The 18561-nt window shown below is 71.9% G+C and carries 15 protein-coding genes and 2 tRNA genes; 15 read left to right on the top strand and 2 right to left on the bottom strand.

Translation table 11 applies throughout. The features are described from left to right. Positions 1–128 precede the first annotated feature (128 nt). The 6 genes from rsfS (at position 129) to ACFWGJ_RS28165 (ending at position 2346) form a co-directional block, all read left to right on the top strand. The gene (rsfS, locus tag ACFWGJ_RS28190) at positions 129–575 is read left to right on the top strand and encodes a ribosome silencing factor (RefSeq protein WP_210882680.1); all 447 of its coding nucleotides are present in this window, start codon (positions 129–131) and stop codon (positions 573–575) included. Then, positions 572–1273 carry a histidine phosphatase family protein gene (locus tag ACFWGJ_RS28185; protein ID WP_387329993.1) on the top strand — a complete coding sequence of 234 codons (702 nt, stop codon included), beginning with the start codon at positions 572–574 and terminating at the stop codon, positions 1271–1273. Before rsfS ends, ACFWGJ_RS28185 begins: the two co-directional genes overlap by 4 nt. 146 nt (positions 1274–1419) lie before the next feature. Next, a tRNA-Ala gene (locus tag ACFWGJ_RS28180) sits at positions 1420–1492 on the top strand. A 249-nt stretch (positions 1493–1741) separates the two neighbouring features. Then, positions 1742–1915: a hypothetical protein gene (locus ACFWGJ_RS28175; protein WP_387329990.1), complete on the top strand. Its 174-nt coding sequence runs from the start codon at positions 1742–1744 to the stop codon at positions 1913–1915. A 3-nt stretch (positions 1916–1918) separates the two neighbouring features. Further along, positions 1919–2152 carry a hypothetical protein gene (locus ACFWGJ_RS28170; protein ID WP_010986886.1) on the top strand — a complete coding sequence of 78 codons (234 nt, stop codon included), beginning with the start codon at positions 1919–1921 and terminating at the stop codon, positions 2150–2152. A gap of 121 nt (positions 2153–2273) precedes the next feature. Then, positions 2274–2346: transfer RNA gene (locus tag ACFWGJ_RS28165), tRNA-Ala, on the top strand. A gap of 139 nt (positions 2347–2485) precedes the next feature. Here ACFWGJ_RS28165 and ACFWGJ_RS28160 read toward each other — a convergent pair. Continuing rightward, on the bottom strand, positions 2486–4108 hold the full coding sequence (locus tag ACFWGJ_RS28160) for an NADH-ubiquinone oxidoreductase-F iron-sulfur binding region domain-containing protein (RefSeq protein ID WP_387329988.1): 1623 nt from the start codon (positions 4106–4108) through the stop codon (positions 2486–2488). Continuing rightward, positions 4108–5397: a cytochrome b/b6 domain-containing protein gene (locus tag ACFWGJ_RS28155; protein ID WP_387329985.1), complete on the bottom strand. Its 1290-nt coding sequence runs from the start codon at positions 5395–5397 to the stop codon at positions 4108–4110. The genes ACFWGJ_RS28160 and ACFWGJ_RS28155 overlap by 1 nt, the downstream gene beginning before the upstream one ends. A gap of 416 nt (positions 5398–5813) precedes the next feature. Here ACFWGJ_RS28155 and leuS point away from each other — a divergent pair, with 416 nt between their 5' ends. The 9 genes from leuS (at position 5814) to holA (ending at position 18242) form a co-directional block, all read left to right on the top strand. Beyond that, positions 5814–8696 carry a leucine--tRNA ligase gene (gene leuS, locus ACFWGJ_RS28150; RefSeq protein WP_387329982.1) on the top strand — a complete coding sequence of 961 codons (2883 nt, stop codon included), beginning with the start codon at positions 5814–5816 and terminating at the stop codon, positions 8694–8696. A 187-nt stretch (positions 8697–8883) separates the two neighbouring features. Then, on the top strand, positions 8884–9732 hold the full coding sequence (locus ACFWGJ_RS28145) for a hypothetical protein (protein ID WP_387329979.1): 849 nt from the start codon (positions 8884–8886) through the stop codon (positions 9730–9732). Between the two features lie 72 nt (positions 9733–9804). Beyond that, positions 9805–10650, top strand: coding sequence for a DegV family protein (locus ACFWGJ_RS28140; protein ID WP_387329972.1), 846 nt, complete (start codon positions 9805–9807; stop codon positions 10648–10650). A gap of 325 nt (positions 10651–10975) precedes the next feature. Next, positions 10976–12256: a helix-hairpin-helix domain-containing protein gene (locus ACFWGJ_RS28135; RefSeq protein ID WP_387329970.1), complete on the top strand. Its 1281-nt coding sequence runs from the start codon at positions 10976–10978 to the stop codon at positions 12254–12256. Next, the gene (locus ACFWGJ_RS28130; protein WP_387329967.1) at positions 12253–14982 is read left to right on the top strand and encodes a ComEC/Rec2 family competence protein; all 2730 of its coding nucleotides are present in this window, start codon (positions 12253–12255) and stop codon (positions 14980–14982) included. The genes ACFWGJ_RS28135 and ACFWGJ_RS28130 overlap by 4 nt, the downstream gene beginning before the upstream one ends. 4 nt (positions 14983–14986) lie before the next feature. After that, positions 14987–15814 (top strand): arylamine N-acetyltransferase, encoded by an 828-nt coding sequence (locus tag ACFWGJ_RS28125; RefSeq protein WP_387329965.1) that lies wholly within the window; start codon positions 14987–14989, stop codon positions 15812–15814. 172 nt (positions 15815–15986) lie between these two features. Continuing rightward, positions 15987–16865 carry a YceI family protein gene (locus ACFWGJ_RS28120; protein WP_387329962.1) on the top strand — a complete coding sequence of 293 codons (879 nt, stop codon included), beginning with the start codon at positions 15987–15989 and terminating at the stop codon, positions 16863–16865. Between the two features lie 99 nt (positions 16866–16964). Further along, a complete protein-coding gene (locus tag ACFWGJ_RS28115) occupies positions 16965–17210 on the top strand; it encodes a hypothetical protein (protein WP_387329959.1) in 246 nt (81 codons plus the stop codon). A gap of 45 nt (positions 17211–17255) precedes the next feature. Further along, entirely contained in the window at positions 17256–18242 is a 987-nt protein-coding gene (holA, locus tag ACFWGJ_RS28110) for a DNA polymerase III subunit delta (protein WP_387329956.1), read from the top strand. Positions 18243–18561: the final 319 nt, after the last annotated feature.

Genomic DNA, 18561 nt, shown 5'->3' with positions numbered 1-18561 from the left:
CCTGTGGGGGATGCGCCCCACAGGGCCCGCGGGCCGGTCCGTTTAACGCGTGGGGTGCCGTCGGCGGTCCGTGAGACCCTTGGGGTATGACCCCCCGGGGTTCCTGACCGCCTACGGAAAGCCTTGTAGTGACCGCCACTGACCGTTCTGTCGAGCTCATCACCACCGCCGCGCAGGCGGCCGCCGACAAGCTCGCGCACGACATCATCGCGTACGACGTCAGCGACGTGCTGTCGATCACGGACGCCTTCCTGCTGGCCTCCGCGCCCAACGACCGTCAGGTCAAGTCGATCGTCGACGAGATCGAGGAGCGCCTGAACAAGGAGCTCGGCGCGAAGCCGGTACGCCGTGAGGGCGACCGCGACGCCCGCTGGATCCTGTTGGACTACGTCGACATCGTCGTGCACGTCCAGCACAGCGAGGAGCGCGTGTTCTACGCGCTGGAGCGGCTCTGGAAGGACTGCCCCGAGCTGGACCTGCCCGCCGACGCCAAGGCCACGCGGGGCAAGGCCGCCGAGCACGCCGAGCTCCAGGACGCGGAGGACGCCGCGGAGCTGCGCGGAGAACTTCGATGACCGCCGGCACGGGGCGTCCGGCGGCGGACGGCAAGCCGCCGGCCGGCGCCGGACGCAAGGCGGGCCGGGGACGCCGCGTCATCCTGTGGCGCCACGGCCAGACGCTGTGGAACGTGGAGCGCCGCTTCCAGGGCACCACGGACGTCGAGCTGACCGAGACCGGCGTGGGCCAGGCCCGCCGCGCCGCCCGGCTGCTCGCGTCCCTCAAGCCCGACGCGATCGTCGCCTCGGACCTGAAGCGGGCGGCGAACACCGCGGGTGAGCTGTCCGCGCTCACCGGCCTCGACGTGACGCACGACGAGGGCCTGCGCGAGACCTACGCGGGCGTCTGGCAGGGCCTGACGCACGAAGAGATCATCGCGCGGTACGGCGACGAGTACGCGGGCTGGAAGCGCGGCGAGCCGGTCCGCCGGGGCGGCGGCGAACTGGAGACCGAGGTCGCCGACCGGGCGGCCCCGGTGGTCCTCCGGCACGCCGAGAAACTGCCCGACGACGGCACCCTCGTGGTCGTCAGCCACGGCGGCACCATCCGCACCACCATCGGCCGCCTCCTCGGTCTGGAGTCACAGCACTGGGAAAGCCTCGGCGGCCTCTCCAACTGCTGCTGGTCCGTCCTCGGCGAGGGCGCCCGCGGCTGGCGCCTCCTGGAGCACAACGCGGGAACCCTGCCGGAGCCGGTGCTCGGCGACGACGACTAGAACCTCCGGCCGGCACGCGTGGGCCCGCCCGCGCAGGCCGGAGGATCTCGTCCCGGTGCCCCCCGGCACCGGATTTCACTTTCCGGCTGGTCGCAGGCTAAAGTTTCTCTTGTTCCGCCGCCGGGAAAGCGGCCGGGACACCGCAAGGGGCTATAGCTCAGTTGGTAGAGCGCCTGCATGGCATGCAGGAGGTCAGGAGTTCAATTCTCCTTAGCTCCACAGGAAGACGATCCCGTCCCCGTCAGGGGGCGGGATCTTTCGTTGACCTGTCTTCGCAGCGTGTTGAGTCACTTGCGCCTCTCCAGGCGTATACCTCTTCGAACGCACTACTCGTCGTTTGCGCTGGCCGCGACCACTGCGGCAGGTGCCGTGTCCGGACTGGTACGAAGGCGTCGCTGACCGTATTGCTCCGGCCGTGGCAGAATCAAACGGCCGGAAGGGGGCGCGACCCGACGGGAGGGAGTGGCGATGCCTGCGAGCATCCTCGGGAAGGTCGACGACCTTCCCGGATCCGAGGTGGTACGGGACCCGATCACGCGCCTCGACCGCCCTTCCCGCGCTTCGGCCCACGTTGCCCAAGTCCTCGGCGACAACGGAGGAGTTCCCTACGTGTGCACGGCCTGCGGCCACAGCTGGAGCTGATCGATGGGTGCGCACAGGCGAAAGTGCGATTGGTGCGGCAGTGGTACGCCGATCGTCCGCGACATGGAGCCGGTCAACCACGACTACCAGTACTGGTGCGAGGAATGCGCGCGGGCGCTGATCATAAAAGGCGACCCCATCGAGACGTACCGCGAGCTGGAGGGCGAGCCGATCTACGGCCGGCTGCTCGACGAGCACTGCACGCTCAAGCGCTTCTACTCGTTCGCCACGGCCTGATCCGGCCTGATCCGGCCGGGGCGACCCCGGCGGGAGGGGTGACCGGGAAACGATTTGGTGGTGCGCGAAGGGACCGGTAATGTTGGCGTCGCCGCCGGGGAGACCCGGTGGAACACCGCAAGGGGCTATAGCTCAGTTGGTAGAGCGCCTGCATGGCATGCAGGAGGTCAGGAGTTCAATTCTCCTTAGCTCCACAGCAGATGAAGCGGGTCATCCGATCAGGATGGCCCGCTTCTTCGTGTCGTGAACTCGCCGCACACCGGCGTACCGAGGTCCGTGGGTGCGGCGGCCCGGGTTGCCGGGCCGCCGGTGGTCAGGTCGGTCAGGTGGTCGTCAGCGGCCGCGGCCCAGCGCGCGACGGCCGCCCCCGCCGCCCTCGCGCACGGCGGGCAGGTTCTGCCGGGGAGCCGCTCCGCGGGTGTCCTCCTCCAGGCGCAGCGCGAGCGCCGGGCAGCGTCGTACGGCCCGCAGCGCCTTCGCTTCCGCGTACCGGGGGACCTGCGCCTGGGCGACCGTCGGGAAGCCGTCGGCGCCCAGCTGGAAGACCTCCGGGAGGATGTCCGCGCACAGGCCGTGCCCGCGGCACAGCGTCCAGTCGACGTAGATCTTCTGACGGCTGGGACCCTGCTCCTCCTCGGGCTGGCCGCCCGGGATACCGGTGGGCTGCTGGCCGCCCTCGAAGAGCGGCAGGACACCCTCCACGGGCCGTCCGCAGCCGTTGCCGAGGACATGGGCGGCCAGGTCGTCCGTGAAGGCCTTGATGGTCGACTCCAGGAACATCGCGGAGCCGTCCGGGTGCGAGCAGGCACCGCGCCGCTTCACGGCGTTGGCGACCTGCTTGAGTGCCTCCAGGGCGGCCGGACCACCGCCGTTGAGGATGTCCTCCATGCCGCGGGCCGCGGCCGGAAGGCCGAGGTAGCAGGGGCCGCACTGGCCGGCGCTCTCCTCGGCCAGCCACTGGGCCACACGCAGCGACTCGCCCAGCGGGCAGGTCGACTGGCTGATCGGGAGGATCGCGCCGGCGCCGAGGGCGCCGCCCACCGCGTCCAGGGAGTTGCGCGAGACGATCGCCTCGTTGACCGTCGCGGAGTCCAGCCACTTGCCGTGGTAGCCGCCGGTCAGCACGCCCTGCGGGACGGGCGGGGCACCGGCCAGCTGCAGGATGTAGCGCAGCGGTACGCCGGTCGGCGCCTCGATCACCATGGGCCGGGCGACCGCCCCGGAGACGGTGAGCATGACGGTGCCCGGCTCGTCGTACAGACCGGTGTTGCCGTAGCGCTCGGCGCCGATACGGGCGGCTATCGCCAGCTGGGCGAAGGTCTCGGCGTTCGACAGCAGGGTGGGGGCGCCGCCGACGCCGTTCTGCGAGGCGCTGGTCTTGCGGCCCGGCGGGATCGCGGGGCCGCCGTCGATGGAGCGGACCAGGGAGGCCGCCGCTCCGGTCACCATCCGCACCGGGTTGCGCTGCACCCGCGCGCGGATGGTCGCGTTGCGCCGGTTGGTCAGACCGCGCTCGGAGAGCGCCGCCTCCATCGACCGCTGGGTGGATTCACGTGTCACTCCGACGACCAGGGTGCGGGCGCCCAGGGCCTCCGCGACCAGCAGGGCGCCGTCCAGGATCAGATGCGGGGCACGGTTGATCATCACCGTGTCCTTGCGGCAGGCGGGCTCGTCCTCGCTGCCGTTGACGACGACCACGGGCCGTACACCCCGGCGGATCGCCGCCTCGGCGACCGACCGGAGCTTCTTGTGGAACGGGAAGCCCGCGCCGCCGCGGCCCTTCAGGTTGATCCGTTCGGAGAGCTGCGCGAGCTGCTCACCGCCCATGGGCTCAAGCGGCCCGTGCACCTTCAGGTGCATGGGCAGGTCGAGTCTCTCGACGAGATCGAAACCGGAGGTGAGCTGGGGAAGGCCCACCACGCGGACTTCGGGGACGTCGGGAAGGGCCTCGTTCACTAATAGCCTCCGGAAGGCGCGTTCCAGGGTTCGCCGTTGCTTGGTGCCTCGAAGGAACCGGGCAGCGTCTCAGTGGCGGGACCGCTGTTGTACGTGTCATTCGGGTTGTACGTACCGAGGGGGTCGTTCGTCTCACCGGTGTTGTACAAGTCACTTCCGCCGTACGAGGCGCCCGGCGGGGGAGTGTCGTAGGACACGGGAGTGAACGTGCCCGTGTCGTAGTTGGGCCCGTCGGTGCGCGGCGGGGCCTCGTAGAGCGGCGGGGACGGGGCCGGCCAGCGGGGACCGCCGCTGTCGTCGGTGCGGGGCATCGCCTGCGTGGGCTGCATGTCCATCGGGACCTGCATGGGCCGGGTCGGGTCGACGGCCAGCGGGTCCTGCGCGCGCGGGCTGGACGTGGCCCGGTACGCGGCTGCGAAGCCGCCGGTGTCGGTGAGCGACCCCGTGTCGGTGAAGGACGCGGTGTCCGGGAAGCCGGCGCGCTGGGGAGAGGCGCTGCGCTGCTGGGGGACCGGCTGGTCGGGGAAGCCGGGCCGGCCGCCGCCGCGCGGGGCCTCCTGGGCACGGCGTGCCGGGGGCTCCTCGCGGAAGCCCCTGTTGTTGCCGTTGTCGAGCAGGGCCAGGACGCGCTTGGCGAACTTGCGCTTGAACGACAGGGGGGCCGCGCGAAGGCCCAGTGCGCCCATGACCGCGACCAGGGCGAGGCTGTAGAGGATCACGAAGACCGGCTTCGCCTCGCGGCCCGCGAACAGGCCGTGGACCAGCGCCGCGCACCAGGCGGGGTAGGCCAGCATGTGCACCGCGCGCCAGCGGGCGGCGACCTCGGCGGGGGAGGCGAACCTGCTGCGCAGTGCGCCGGTGAGGGCGGTGAAGATCATCAGGAGGCCGGCCAGGGAGCCGAATCCTATGAGCTGGCCGGTGCCGGTGACACCCAGGCCGAAGGGGACGAAGACCGCGATCGCGGAGACGTGGTCGAGGAAGAGCTTGACCGTGACGTGCAGCACCAGGAAGCCGACCGAACTGACCGCGGTCGTCCGGTGCACGGCCTGGGCTATCAGGCGCTGACGGGTGTTGAGGAAGACCCGGTCGGTGGCGACCAGCCCCCACAGGACCGAGCAGGTCAGGGCGACGAGGGACAGCACGCCCGCGCCGAAGTTGATGAAGTCGCGGAACGCGTCACCTCCGACCACGACGCTGACGGGTATGAGCAGCAGAACGGCAGCCATCACTCCGCCCTGGACCGAGCGACTCGGCCGGGAGAGCGTGCTGTTGTTGCGGCGAGAGTTCATGGGGCAACTCCGAACAGTTCGGGAAAGCGGTCCCGCTGCCGCACTCTAGGTCGATGCATACCGAGGAGTACGAGGTTTGAGTTATATCGCTGTTATCAAAGGGTGGCGAGGGAGTTGTGATGTCCCTTAGCGGCCCTTACGCGAAGTAACCTTTGACCTTTGTCCGGCGTGTGCCGGTGCGGCGCGGGGAGCGACACTCAGTGCCGGAGCGTAGCCGAAAGCACGTCGCGGCCCGCTCGGCCGCTGCGGTACCCTGACGCCATGCGTGCCGTACGCCTTCTGCTTAGTGAGCCGCGCTGATCAATTCCGGTCGTCGGAAAACCGCGACCGGCATCGGCGCGGCGCCCCCTCCTGTGCGAGGGGTTTTTTCATTTCCTGAGCCGCTGGCAGAGACGATCGATGGAGCTTTGAGGATCATGAGCGAGACGAACACCGCTGCTTCCGAGGTGGCAGCGCCGCACCGCTACACGGCCGCGCTGGCCGCTGACATCGAGGCACGCTGGCAGGACTTCTGGGACGCCGAGGGCACGTACGAGGCTCCGAATCCGAGCGGTGACCTGGCGGGGGACCCCCAGCTGGTCGCCAAGCCCAAGAAGTTCATCATGGACATGTTCCCGTACCCCTCCGGGACGGGCCTGCACGTCGGCCACCCCCTGGGGTACATCGCCACCGACGTGACCGCCCGGTACCAGCGCATGACGGGCCACAACGTCCTGCACACCCTGGGCTTCGACGCCTTCGGCCTGCCCGCCGAACAGCACGCCGTGTCCACGGGCGAGCACCCCCGGATCACCACCGAGGCGGCCATCCGCAACATGCAGTCCCAGCTGCGCGCGCTGGGCCTGGGCCACGACAAGCGCCGGTCCTTCGCGACGATCGACCCGGACTACTACCGGTGGACCCAGTGGATCTTCCTGCAGATCTTCAACTCCTGGTACGACACCGACGCCGACCGGGCCCGTCCGATCGCCGAACTGGTGGCGAAGTTCGAGACCGGTGAACGCGCGCTGCCCGGCGGACGTATCTGGAGTGAGCTGTCTCACGCGGAGCGCGCCGACGTCCTGGGTGAGTACCGCCTGGCGTACGCCTCCGAGGCGCCCGTCAACTGGTGTCCCGGCCTGGGCACCGTCCTGGCGAACGAGGAGGTGACCGCGGACGGCCGCTCCGAGCGCGGCAACTTCCCCGTCTTCAAGGCCAAGCTGCGCCAGTGGAACATGCGCATCACCGCGTACGCCGACCGGCTGCTGAACGACCTGGATGCGCTGGACTGGCCCGAGGCCATCAAGCTGCAGCAGCGCAACTGGATCGGCCGCTCCGAGGGCGCCCGCGTCGACTTCCCCGTCGACGGCGACGCGATCTCCGTCTTCACCACCCGCCCGGACACCCTGTTCGGCGCTACCTACATGGTGCTGGCCCCCGAGCACCCGCTGGTCGAGAAGCTGACCCCGGCCGCCTGGCCCGAGGGCACCCACGACGTATGGACGGGCGGCCACGCCACCCCGTCCGAGGCCGTCGCCGCCTACCGCGCGCAGGCCGCCTCCAAGTCGGACGTCGAGCGGCAGGCCGAGGCCAAGGACAAGACGGGCGTCTTCACCGGCTCGTACGCGACCAACCCGGTCAACGGCGAGCAGGTCCCCGTCTTCATCGCCGACTACGTACTGATGGGGTACGGCACCGGCGCGATCATGGCGGTCCCCGCGGGCGACCAGCGCGACTTCGAGTTCGCGCGCGCCTTCGAGCTGCCGATCGTCTGCGTGGTCGAGCCCACCGACGGCCGCGGCACCGACACGTCGACGTGGGAGACCGCGTTCGGCTCGTACGACGCGAAGATCATCAACTCCGCGAACGGCGACATCTCACTGGACGGCCTGGGCGTCACCGAGGCCAAGGAGCGCATCACCGAGTGGCTGGAGGGCAAGGACGTCGGCCGCGGCACCGTCAACTTCCGGCTGCGCGACTGGCTGTTCAGCCGCCAGCGCTACTGGGGCGAGCCCTTCCCGATCGTCTACGACGAGGACGGCATCGCCCACCCGCTGCCCGAGTCGATGCTGCCCCTGGAGCTGCCGGAGGTCGAGGACTACTCGCCGCGCACCTTCGACCCCGACGACGCGAACACGTCCCCGGAGACCCCGCTGTCCCGCAACGAGGACTGGGTCAACGTGGAGCTGGACCTGGGCGACGGCCGCGGCACGCGCGCGTACCGCCGCGAGACCAACACCATGCCCAACTGGGCCGGTTCCTGCTGGTACGAGCTGCGCTACCTGGACCCGCACAACTCCGAGAAGCTGGTCGACCCGGAGATCGAGAAGTACTGGATGGGCCCGCGCGAGGGCCAGCCGCACGGCGGTGTCGACCTGTACGTCGGCGGCGCCGAACACGCCGTGCTGCACCTGCTGTACGCGCGCTTCTGGTCCAAGGTGCTGTTCGACCTGGGACACATCTCCTCCGCCGAGCCGTTCCACAAGCTGTACAACCAGGGCATGATCCAGGCCTTCGTGTACCGCGACAGCCGTGGCATCGCCGTACCGGCCGCCGAGGTGGAGGAGCGCGACGGCGCTTACTACTTCAAGGGCGAGAAGGTCTCCCGGCTGCTGGGCAAGATGGGCAAGTCCCTGAAGAACGCGGTCACTCCGGACGAGATCTGCGACGAGTACGGGGCGGACACCCTGCGCCTGTACGAGATGGCGATGGGCCCCCTGGACGTGTCCCGGCCGTGGGACACGCGCGCGGTGGTGGGCCAGTTCAGGCTGCTGCAGCGGCTGTGGCGCAACGTGATCGACGAGACCACCGGTGACGTCACCGTCGTCGACGTCCCGGACGCCGACATCGACGCGGACACACTGCGCATCCTGCACAAGGCGATCGACGGCGTGCGCCAGGACCTGGAGGGCCTGCGCTTCAACACCGCCATCGCCAAGGTCACCGAGCTGAACAACCACCTGACGAAGGCGGGCGGTCCCGTCCCGCGGAGCGTGGCCGAGGCACTGGTGCTGCTGGTCGCGCCGCTGGCCCCGCACATCGCCGAGGAGCTGTGGCGCAAGCTGGGCCACACCGACACGGTCGTCCACCGGGACTTCCCGGTCGCCGACCCGGCGTACGCGGTCGACGAGAGCGTGACCTGCGTCGTGCAGATCAAGGGCAAGGTCAAGGCGCGCCTGGAGGTCTCCCCGTCGATCTCGGACGAGGAGCTGGAGAAGGTGGCGCTGGCCGACGACAAGGTGGTCGCGGCGCTGGACGGGGCGGGCATCCGCAAGGTGATCGTGCGGGCGCCGAAGCTGGTGAACATCGTTCCGGCGTAGGTGAGCACCGCGGGCGGCGGCCGGTGGCGCGCCGCTCGGGGTCTTCCCCTACGGGCAGGTTGGGGGTTCCGCTGGAACCCTCGGCCTGCTTTTTCCGTTTACGGTGAAAGAGCCCACACGTGCGTGGAAGAGCCCGCATGCACCGGACGGGCCCGCACGCACCGGACGCAGCACCGAGAGGACCGTCATGGAAGCCGTGGTCGCCATCGTGGCGGTGATCTTCTTGCTGTTCGTGGCACTGGGCGTGTACGCCACGGTGAAGGTGGTCGGCGCCGCGAAGCGGGGCGTGGACCGCACCGTCGCCCAGGCCCGGCGCACGGTGGAGGACTCCACCCTCAAGGCGAAGACCTTCGCCCAGCCGGGGCCCCTGGGCCAGCTCGCCCAGCTGCGGCTCTCCCTGCGCACGTCGATGCGGGCCACCCAGGAAGCGCTGCAGGCGGGTGTGGGCGAGGACGAGTCCCTGAAGGAGTCGCTCGCCCTCTTCGACCGTCTCAGTGCGCACGGCCATGAGCTGGACGGCGAGTTGAAGCGGCTGGAGCGCGAACCGGACAGGGCGCGCCTCGCCGAGCGGCTGCCGGAACTGCGGGAGCGCACGGAGCAGATAACGAAATCGGCCGACGCCCTGCGCTGGGCGGCGCGCGACCGCGCCCAGCGTTTCGGTGGCGACGACCTGGAGTCGCTGAGCACCCAGATCGACATGGAGGCGGGCGCGCTGCGGCACTGGACGACGGAACCGTCGGCCACGGGGACGACCGGTTCGGCCGCAGGCTCCGGCTCGTCGGCCAACGCGTCGGACGGTCCGTCCGCCGGTTCGGCCGGCGGTTCGCCGGCCGGTTCGTCCTCCCGGCCGGCGACGGGGTCCTCGTCCGCGCCGCCGTGGCCGGAGGCACCGAGCGCCGCCGCCGGCCAGCAGACCTGGCCGGACAGCCCCGAGACGCGCAGGGCCGAGGAGCCCACCCGGGCCGCGATCGACGCATCCAGGCAGCGGGCCGCCTACCCTTGGGAGAAGAAGCCCCGCCCGGAGAGCACGACTTGATACCGCCGGTCCGGCAGCGGGCGGCAGGGGCCGGGCTGCCTTCCACGTCCACTGACAGGTAATCTCCAGCTCATGTCCCGCCATGTCGCGATCGTCACCGATTCAACGGCCTACCTGCCGCCGCGGACGATGGAGCGCCACGGCATCACCGCGGTGCCCCTGACCGTGGTCCTCGGCGACCAGGCGCTCGAAGAGGGCACCGAGATCTCGGCCCGCTCGCTGGCCCTGGCCCTGCAGAAGCGGCGGTCCGTCACGACCTCCCGGCCCAGTCCCGAGGTCTTCGCCGAGACCTACCGGCGCGTCGCCGAGTCCGGCGCCACCGGCATCGTCTCGCTGCATCTGTCCTCCGAGTTCTCGGGCACCTACGACGCGGCGGTCCTCGCCGCACGCGAGGCCGCCGTGCCCGTGCGCGTGGTGGACACCGGGATGGTCGCCATGGCCCTCGGCTTCTGCGCGCTGGCCGCCGCCGAGTCCGCGGAGGCGGGCGGCACGGTCGACGAAGCGGTCACGGCGGCGGAGAAACGGGCCGCGGGCACGTACGCGTACTTCTACGTCGACACCCTCGACTATCTCCGCCGGGGCGGCCGGATCGGGGCGGCGCAGGCCTTGCTCGGCTCCGCGCTGGCCGTCAAACCGCTGCTCGAACTGGACGGCGGGCGCATCGAGCTGCGGGAGAAGGTGCGGACCGCCACCAAGGCGATCGCCCGCCTGGAGGAGATCGTGGCCGACCGGGCGGGGAGCGCCCAGGTCGACATCGCCGTCCACCATCTCGCGGCCCCCGACCGCGCCTCGGCTCTCGCGGAGCGGCTGAGGGTACGGGTTCCCGGGCTGGCCGACCTGCATGTGAGCGAGGTCGGAGCGGTGATCGGGGCGCACACGGGCCCGGGGCTGCTGGGGGCGGTCGTCTCGCCTCGGTGAGGGGCGGCCGGATGGCCCGGAGCGGCTGAGCGAACCCTGACGGGTGACGGAGTTATCCACAACTGAGCGGTAATCCCCGGGAATTCACCAAGATCATCGGGGATGCGGCTTCGTGCCCGATTCTCGTCCCATGCCACTTCGATCAGCTGCACGCACCACGACAGCCACCAGCGGACCGGGCCGGGGCCCGGCCTCCGACGTTCGCACGCGACACCGCCGCGGACCCCACCGCGGCAGGTCCCGACGCCGAGAGGCATCGGCGGAGACGCTGCGCCTACGCGCGGAAACACTCTTCGCACCTGAACGGGAGAGGGCGCGCGGGCAGTTGCGGCACGCGCCACCGGGGGAGTGGAGCGGCGGTGCCGCCCCCCAGGGGCGCGAGGAACTGCGCGACCAGCCCCCACTGCCCGGCAGTCAGCGCGATGCCTCGTCGGGTGCGGAGGTGCGGCATCTGCCGGTGGAGCGGAGCGACGGCGCCCTTGAGGGGCGCGGGGAACTGCGCGGCCAGCCCCCACTGCCCGGCAGTCAGCGCGATGCCTCGTCGGGTGCGGAGGTGCGGCACGGGCCGCTGGTGGAGTTGGGCGACGGCGCCCTTGAGGGGCGCGGGGAACTGCGCGGCCAGCCCCCACGGCCCGGCAGCCGACACGGCACCTCGTCGGGTCTGGGGGTGCGGCACGGGCCGCTGGTGGAGTTGGGCGACGGCGCCCTTGAGGGGCGCGGGGAACTGCGCGGCCAGCCCCCACCGTCCGGCAGTCGACATCACTCCCCCTCGGGGGCGGGGCGGAGCCCCGGGGCCGGGGCGCTTGGGGACGGCGACGGGGGCGCCGACGAGACCCGGCCCGTCCCCGCGTGGCGCGCGCGGACCGGGCTCGCCGTCCGGGAGCGGATGCCGCTGTGGCTCCAGTCCCGGTGCGGCCTGGAACGCAGGAGCGTGGCCGCGCTCACCGTGGTGCTGGTCGTCGCCGCGGTCCTCGCCGCACACCACTTCTGGTCGGGGCGGACCGAGCCGGTGCGGGCCCCGGAGATCGTACGGGCCGCGGTTCCGTACGGGGAGGCGGCGACCGGGGCCGGAGCGAAGACGACGGCCGGAACCTCCGCTGCCGCCCCGGAGCCCGCCGGCGCGGTCCCGACCGCACTCGTGGTGGACGTCAGCGGCAAGGTGCGTGAGCCGGGTATCCATCGGCTGCCGGCCGGTTCCCGGGTCGCCGACGCGCTGAAAGCAGCGGGCGGGGTGCGCCCGGGCACGAACACCGAAGGCCTCAACCGCGCACGGTTCCTGGTGGACGGTGAGCAGGTGGTGGTCGGGGCGCCAGCAGGCGTGGGGCCGGGAGTGCCAGGAACGCCGGGGGCGCCGGGCGTTGCCGGGGGCTCGGGTGCCGCCGGCGGTCCTGGCGGGACCGGACTCGCCCCGGTCACTCCGATCGCCCTCAACACGGCCACCCTGGAACAGCTGGACACACTGCCCGGAGTCGGCCCCGTGCTGGCGCAGCACATCATCGACTACCGGGGCCGGCACGGCGGCTTCCGTTCGGTCGACGAGCTCCGCGAGGTGAACGGAATCGGTGACCGCCGGTTCGCCGATCTGCGGAATCTCGTACGGCCATGAGGGGCCCGACCTCGACGAGCCGCCCGGCCGTGCACGCGGTCTCCGGCAGTCCGCTCGGTGCCGCGCATCCTCGGCAGGAGGGCCCGGCGGATCTGCGGCTGGTCCCACCGGCGCTGGCGGCGTGGGCGACGGCGGCGGTGACGTTGGACGCACCACCGGGGTGGGTCGCGGGTACGGTCGCGCTCTGCGTGGCCGCGGCCGGACTGCTCCTGCTCACCGGGCGCGACGGGGTGCGGGGCGCGGCGCCGCTCCGGTTGCCCAGGTGGCCGCGGCTGCTCCGGTCGTCCTGGTCGAAGGCCTCCGTCGCGGCCGTGCTGCTCTGTGTCGCGGCTGCGGCCGCCTCGGGCGGGCTGCACGGGGCGGATCTGCGCAGGGGCCCGATCCCTGAGTCGGCGCGGGAGTACGACCGGGTGAGTGCCGAGGTGGAGGTCACCTCGGACCCACGGCTCACCCGCCCCCGGATCAGGGGGAACCACGCCGCCCCGACCGCGATCCTGCTCGACGCCGAGGTCCGGCGTGTAGAGCGGCCGGACGGGACGGTGGCCCGGACCCGAACGCCGGTGCTGCTGATCGTGGACGCGCGAAGGACAACGGCGTCGGCACCGGGATCGGGATCGACGCCGGGATCGGGATCGATCTCCGGGGCGAGGCCGGGACCGGGGCCGAGGCTCAAGCCGCAGCCGCAGCCGCAGCCGCAGCCGCAGCCGCAGCCGGAGTCCGAGCCGGAGCCGGGTGCGGAGGCGGGCCGTGAGCGGGCGGGCTCGCCCTGGCTCTCCCTCCTGCCCTCCACCCGGCTCAGGGTGACCGCCCAGGTCGCGCCCGCACTCGGCGGCGGCGACCGGATCGCGGCGGTGCTCCGGGTACGCGGCAGCGGGCCACCGGTGGTGGTCGGGCAGCCGTCCGCCACACAGCGGTTCGCCGGACAGCTGCGGGGCAGCCTGCGGGCGGCGACCGCCGGGCTGGAGCCGGACGCGCGGGCACTGCTGCCGGGACTGGTGGTCGGGGACACCTCCCGGATCACACCGGAGCTGGACGAGGCGTTCAGGGCGACCGATCTCACTCACCTCCTCGCGGTCAGCGGCGCCAACTTCACGATCGTGCTCGCGCTGCTCATCGGGCCGCCGGGCCGGGCCCAGCGGATCGAGCGCCGTGGGCTGGCGCCCCGGCTCGGTCTGCCGTTGCGGGCGACCGCCCTGTGCGGGGGCGCGCTGACGCTCGGCTTCGTGATCGTGTGCCGGCCGGACCCGAGTGTGCTGCGGGCCGCGGCCTGCGGATCGATCGCACTGCTGGCCATCGCCACCGGGCGCCGCAGATCCCTGATTCCGGCGCTGGCCACGGCGGTGCTCGTGCTGGTGCTGTACGACCCGTGGCTGGCGCGGAGCTACGGCTTCCTGCTCTCCGTGCTCGCCACCGGCGCGCTGCTCACGCTGGCCCCGCGGTGGAGTGCGGCGCTCCGCGGGCGCGGGGTGCCGCCGAGGCTGGCCGAGGCGCTGGCGGCCGCGGGCGCCGCGCAGGCGGTGTGTGCGCCGGTCGTCGCCGTCCTGTCGGCGCGGGTCAGTCTGGTGGCGGTGCCGTGCAACCTGCTCGTGGAGTTCGCGGTCGCGCCGGCCACGGTGCTGGGCTTCGCGACCCTGAGCACGGCTCCCTGGGCGATGCCGGTCGCGAAAGCGCTGGCGTGGTGCGCGAGTTGGCCCGCCGGGTGGATCGCGGACATCGCCCGGGCGGGTGCGGCCCTGCCGGGCGGAGGAATGGACTGGCCGGGAAGCTGGACGGGGGCACTGCTGCTCGCGGGCGCGGTCGCCGTCCTCGTGTTCGTGGGGCGCAGGCTGCTGCGACATCCCTGGCTGAGTGGTGCCTGCGGGGTGCTGCTCCTGTTCGTGATGGTGCAGCCGCCTTCTCTCACCCGGGTGATCACAGGGTGGCCGCCGCCGGATTGGCGGTTCGCGATGTGCGATGTGGGTCAGGGCGACGCGATGGTGCTCGCGGCGGGCGACGGCAGCGGGGTGGTGGTGGACGCGGGACCCGACCCGATACTCGTCGACCGGTGCCTCAAAGCGCTCGGCGTCACCCGGGTCCCCCTTGTCGTGCTGACCCACTTCCACGCGGATCATGTGGCGGGGCTGCCGGGTGTGCTGCGTGGGCGTTCGGTGGGCGCGATCGAGACGACGGGCCTGGAGGAGCCTGTGGACCAGGCCGACTTCGTGCGCCGGCAGGCCGCGATCCGGCGTATCCCGGTGACGCGGGCGGTGGCGGGCGAGCGGCGTCGTACGGGCGGGCTCGACTGGCAGGTGCTGTGGCCGCCGCCGAGCCCCACCCCGGGAGCCGGGCCGGTGCCGGGGCCGGCGGGGCCGGAGCCGGAGGGGCCGAACGACGCGAGCGTCACCCTGCTCGTCCGCTCGGCCGGGCTGACGATGCTGATGCTCGGGGATCTCGAACCACCCGCTCAGCAGGCCCTGTTGAGATCACCGGCCGGGACCGCTCTGAAAGCGGTGGACGTCCTCAAGGTCGCCCATCACGGTTCGGCCTACCAGGATCCGGACCTCGTACGACGGGCGTCGCCACGCCTCGCGCTCATCTCGTGCGGCGCCGACAACCCCTACGGACATCCGGCACCGAGCACGACGGCGGCACTGGAAGCAGGGGGCGCGCAGGTGCTGCGCACCGATGTGGACGGGGCGGTAACCGTGGGAGGAGGGGACGATCACCTGCTGATCACGCGAGACTGAGGATATGAAACCCGCACAGGTCGATGCCTACCTCCGCCGGATCGGCGTCACCCACCCCGCCTGGCCCACCACCGACGTCCTCCGTGAACTGCAGTTGCGGCACCTGCTGGCCGTGCCGTTCGAGAACCTGTCGATCCACCTCGGCGAGGAGATCGTGCTGGAGGAGAAACCGCTCCTGGACAAGCTGGTGGGCGCTCGCAGGGGTGGCTTCTGCTACGAACTGAACGGCGCGTTCGGCGCGCTGCTCAAGGCGCTGGGCTTCGATGTGACGCTGCTCGCGGGACGGGTCTACGGCGAGGAGGAGCGGCTCGGGATCCCCTACGACCATCTGGCGCTGCGGGTGCGGACGGTGGACGGGGGCGACTGGCTCGCCGATGTCGGGTTCGGGGCGCACAGCCACTATCCGCTGGCCTTCGGGGAGCGGGGGGAGCAGACGGATCCGGCGGGCGCGTTCCGGGTGATCGTGGCCGGGGCGGATCCGGCCGGGGTGCGGGGCAGCGCGGGGGAGTTCGGGGACCTGGAGGTGGTGCGGGACGGCAGGTCCCAGTACCGGCTGGAGACGCGGCCACGGGTGCTCGGGGACTTCGTGGCCGGGGCGTGGTGGCACAGCACCTCGCCCGCGTCGCACTTCGCCCGCTCGCTGGTCTGCTCGCGGGTCACGGAGGACGGCGGCCGGGTCACGCTCAGCGGGCGCACTCTCACCATCACGGACCCCGACGGCGGGAAGACGGCAACGGATCTGGGCTCGGACGAGGAGGTGCTGGAGGCGTACAGGAAGCGGTTCGGGATCGTGCTGGAGCGCGTCCCGGTCGTCCGGAGAAGCGGCGACTGAGGGAAGAACAGAAACGGAACGGCCAATTCGGTCTACTCGTGCGTAGTACCAGCACATGCGCTGGTTTGCTGCGATGTAGTCGTCTGTTGCCTCGAAAGTCGCATCGGTGGTCGAATACCTCTCCGACAACGAGTGTTTTCACAGCGTGTGTTGACGCGAGGGTGGGTCGCAGATGGTCGGCAGCTGGCTGGGGAACCGTACGAACCGGGCACAGGCGGGCCATCTCGCCTCGGTGCCGTTGCCGGAGGGCGCCGGTGTGCTCGGCTGTCGGGTGCTGGATCCGCAGAACCAGCCCGTGCCGGACGCGGAGTTCCTGGTCACGGACGCCGCGGGGCGCAGAGTGGTCGGCGGGGAGCTGGATCCGTTCGGGTCCTTCCTGGTGACGGTGCCGGCCGGTGAGTACCGCCTCGCGGTGTCGGCCGAGGGGCACGCCCCGTACCGGGCGAATGTCACGGTGCCGGCGAACGAGGTGGCCGCGCTCGGCGACGTGACGCTGAACACCGCGCAACCACCCGCGTTACCGGCGCCGGGGGACTGGGAGATCGAGCCGACCCACTCCTCGATCGGCTTCACGGCGCGGCACATCGGGATGGCTCGGGTACGGGGGAGGTTCAACACCTTCGCGGGGATCGTGCGGGTGGCCGAGAACGTCGAGCAGTCGGCGATGCACGTGGTGATCGACGCGAGGTCGATCGACACCAACGTCAGGACGCGGGACGAGCATCTGAAGTCGGCGGACTTCCTGGACGCGGACCGGTTCCCGACGGTCGAGTTCTACAGCGACCGGTTCACGCACCGGGGCGGCAGCCGGTGGGGGGTCACCGGGGCGCTGTCGCTGCACGGGGTGACCCGGACGGTCACGCTCGACACGGAGTATCTGGGGGTGGGCAACGGCACGGAGGGCGAGGTGCGGGCGGCCTGCCGGGCCACCGCCGAGCTGCGGCGCGACGACTTCACGATGAGCTGGCAGTCGATGCTCGCGCGGGGCATCGCCATGGTCGGGACGAGCATCACGGTCGACCTGGACATCCAGATCGTCCCCAAGGCCTGAGCCGGGATCCGGGGCGGGCCTCCGACCGCTCGTTCACCGGTCACCGGCCGACGGGTGCCCCCGGTGCGAGGCGCTGCGCCGGTGCCGGAAAATGGCCGGGTGAGCGATGTGAGACATGTACTGGTGCTGCCCGACCGCGATGCCGCGCAGGAGGCGGCGGAGGCGCTCGGCGAGCAGTTCCCGCTGGACGAGGAGCCCCAGCTCGTACGGGACGCCCTGGCCGGTGAGGACGATGCCGAGGACGCGCAGTGGCTGCTCGTGCTGCGCGACGAGAGCGGGCGGCTGGACGCGCGGGAGCTGGACGAGTTCGTGAGGGAGTGGGACGGCTGGCGCGAGGAGCCGTAGCAGCGGGCCCGTCGTTGTCGGTGGTGCGTGGGATGCTTGGCCGCGATGGCCAGGAACTCTGCACAAGACAATCCGCTCGCTCCCGTCACGATCGCCGTGGGGCAGGAGGACCTCCTGCTCGACCGTGCCGTGCAGGAGGTGGTGGCCGCCGCGCGCGCCGCCGACGCGGACACCGACGTACGGGACCTCACGTCGGACCAGTTGCAGCCGGGCACGCTCGCCGAGCTGACGAGCCCGTCGCTCTTCGCCGAGCGGAAGGTCGTCGTGGTGCGGAACGCGCAGGATCTGTCGGCGGACACGGTCAAGGACGTGAAGGCGTACCTGGGCGCTCCGGCCGAGGAGATCACGCTCGTGCTGCTGCACGCGGGCGGTGCCAAGGGCAAGGGGCTGCTCGACGCCGCGCGCAAGGTGGGGGCGCGGGAGATCGCGTGCCCCAAGATGACGAAGCCGGCGGACCGGTTGTCGTTCGTGCGCGCGGAGTTCCGGGCGCTGGGGCGGTCCGCCACGCCGGAGGCGTGCCAGGCGCTCGTCGACTCGATCGGCAGCGACCTGCGGGAGCTGGCCTCCGCGACGACCCAGCTCGTCGCGGATGTCGAAGGGACGATCGACGAGGCCGTCGTCGGGCGGTACTACACCGGCCGGGCGGAGGCCTCCAGCTTCACGGTCGCGGACCGGGCGGTCGAGGGGCGGGCGGCGGAGGCGCTGGAGGCGCTGCGGTGGTCGTTGTCGACCGGGGTCGCGCCCGTGCTGATCACCAGCGCGCTGGCGCAGGGGGTGCGGGCCATCGGGAAGCTCTCCTCCGCGCGGGGTGGGCGGCCGGCCGATCTGGCGCGGGAGCTGGGGATGCCGCCGTGGAAGATCGACCGGGTGCGGCAGCAGATGCGGGGGTGGACGCCGGACGGGGTCGCTGTCGCGCTGCGGGCCGTCGCCGAGGCGGACGCGGGGGTGAAGGGGGGTGGGGACGATCCCGAGTACGCCTTGGAGAAGGCGGTGGTCACGATCGCTCGTGCGGCGCGGATGCGGCGGGGTTAGCTTCTATCCCTCTGGGGGTGCGCCCCAGACCCCCGTCGGCCCGGATCTACGGCTGCGGGTCCGGTGGGGGCCGGTCGCGCAGTTCCCCGCGCCCCTGAAAGACGGGGGCTGCGCCCCCAGCCCTCGGTCGGTCTGGATCTATGGCTGCGGGTCCGGTGGGGGCCGGTCGCGCAGTTCCCCGCGCCCCTGGAAGACGGGGGCTGCGCCCCCAGCCTCCCGGTCCGCCTGGGATCTACGGCTGCGGGTTCGGTGGGGGTCGGTCGCGCAGTTCCTCGCGCCCCCAAAGATGAAAGGCAGGGGCGCAGCCCCGGCTTTTAGG

The sequence above is a fragment of the Streptomyces sp. NPDC060205 genome (assembly GCF_042728395.1).
Lineage (GTDB): Bacteria > Actinomycetota > Actinomycetes > Streptomycetales > Streptomycetaceae > Streptomyces.
This window is presented reverse-complemented; position numbering and strand designations above follow the sequence as displayed.

Coding starts and splice junctions, on each gene's coding strand:
- ACFWGJ_RS28145 (WP_387329979.1), top strand. CDS start 8,884: ATGGAAGCCGTGGTCGCCATCGTGGCGGTGATCTTCTTGCTGTTCGTG.
- ACFWGJ_RS28140 (WP_387329972.1), top strand. CDS start 9,805: ATGTCCCGCCATGTCGCGATCGTCACCGATTCAACGGCCTACCTGCCG.
- ACFWGJ_RS28130 (WP_387329967.1), top strand. CDS start 12,253: ATGAGGGGCCCGACCTCGACGAGCCGCCCGGCCGTGCACGCGGTCTCC.
- leuS (WP_387329982.1), top strand. CDS start 5,814: ATGAGCGAGACGAACACCGCTGCTTCCGAGGTGGCAGCGCCGCACCGC.
- ACFWGJ_RS28175 (WP_387329990.1), top strand. CDS start 1,742: ATGCCTGCGAGCATCCTCGGGAAGGTCGACGACCTTCCCGGATCCGAG.
- ACFWGJ_RS28155 (WP_387329985.1), bottom strand. CDS start 5,397: ATGAACTCTCGCCGCAACAACAGCACGCTCTCCCGGCCGAGTCGCTCG.
- ACFWGJ_RS28185 (WP_387329993.1), top strand. CDS start 572: ATGACCGCCGGCACGGGGCGTCCGGCGGCGGACGGCAAGCCGCCGGCC.
- holA (WP_387329956.1), top strand. CDS start 17,256: ATGGCCAGGAACTCTGCACAAGACAATCCGCTCGCTCCCGTCACGATC.
- ACFWGJ_RS28125 (WP_387329965.1), top strand. CDS start 14,987: ATGAAACCCGCACAGGTCGATGCCTACCTCCGCCGGATCGGCGTCACC.
- ACFWGJ_RS28120 (WP_387329962.1), top strand. CDS start 15,987: ATGGTCGGCAGCTGGCTGGGGAACCGTACGAACCGGGCACAGGCGGGC.
- ACFWGJ_RS28170 (WP_010986886.1), top strand. CDS start 1,919: ATGGGTGCGCACAGGCGAAAGTGCGATTGGTGCGGCAGTGGTACGCCG.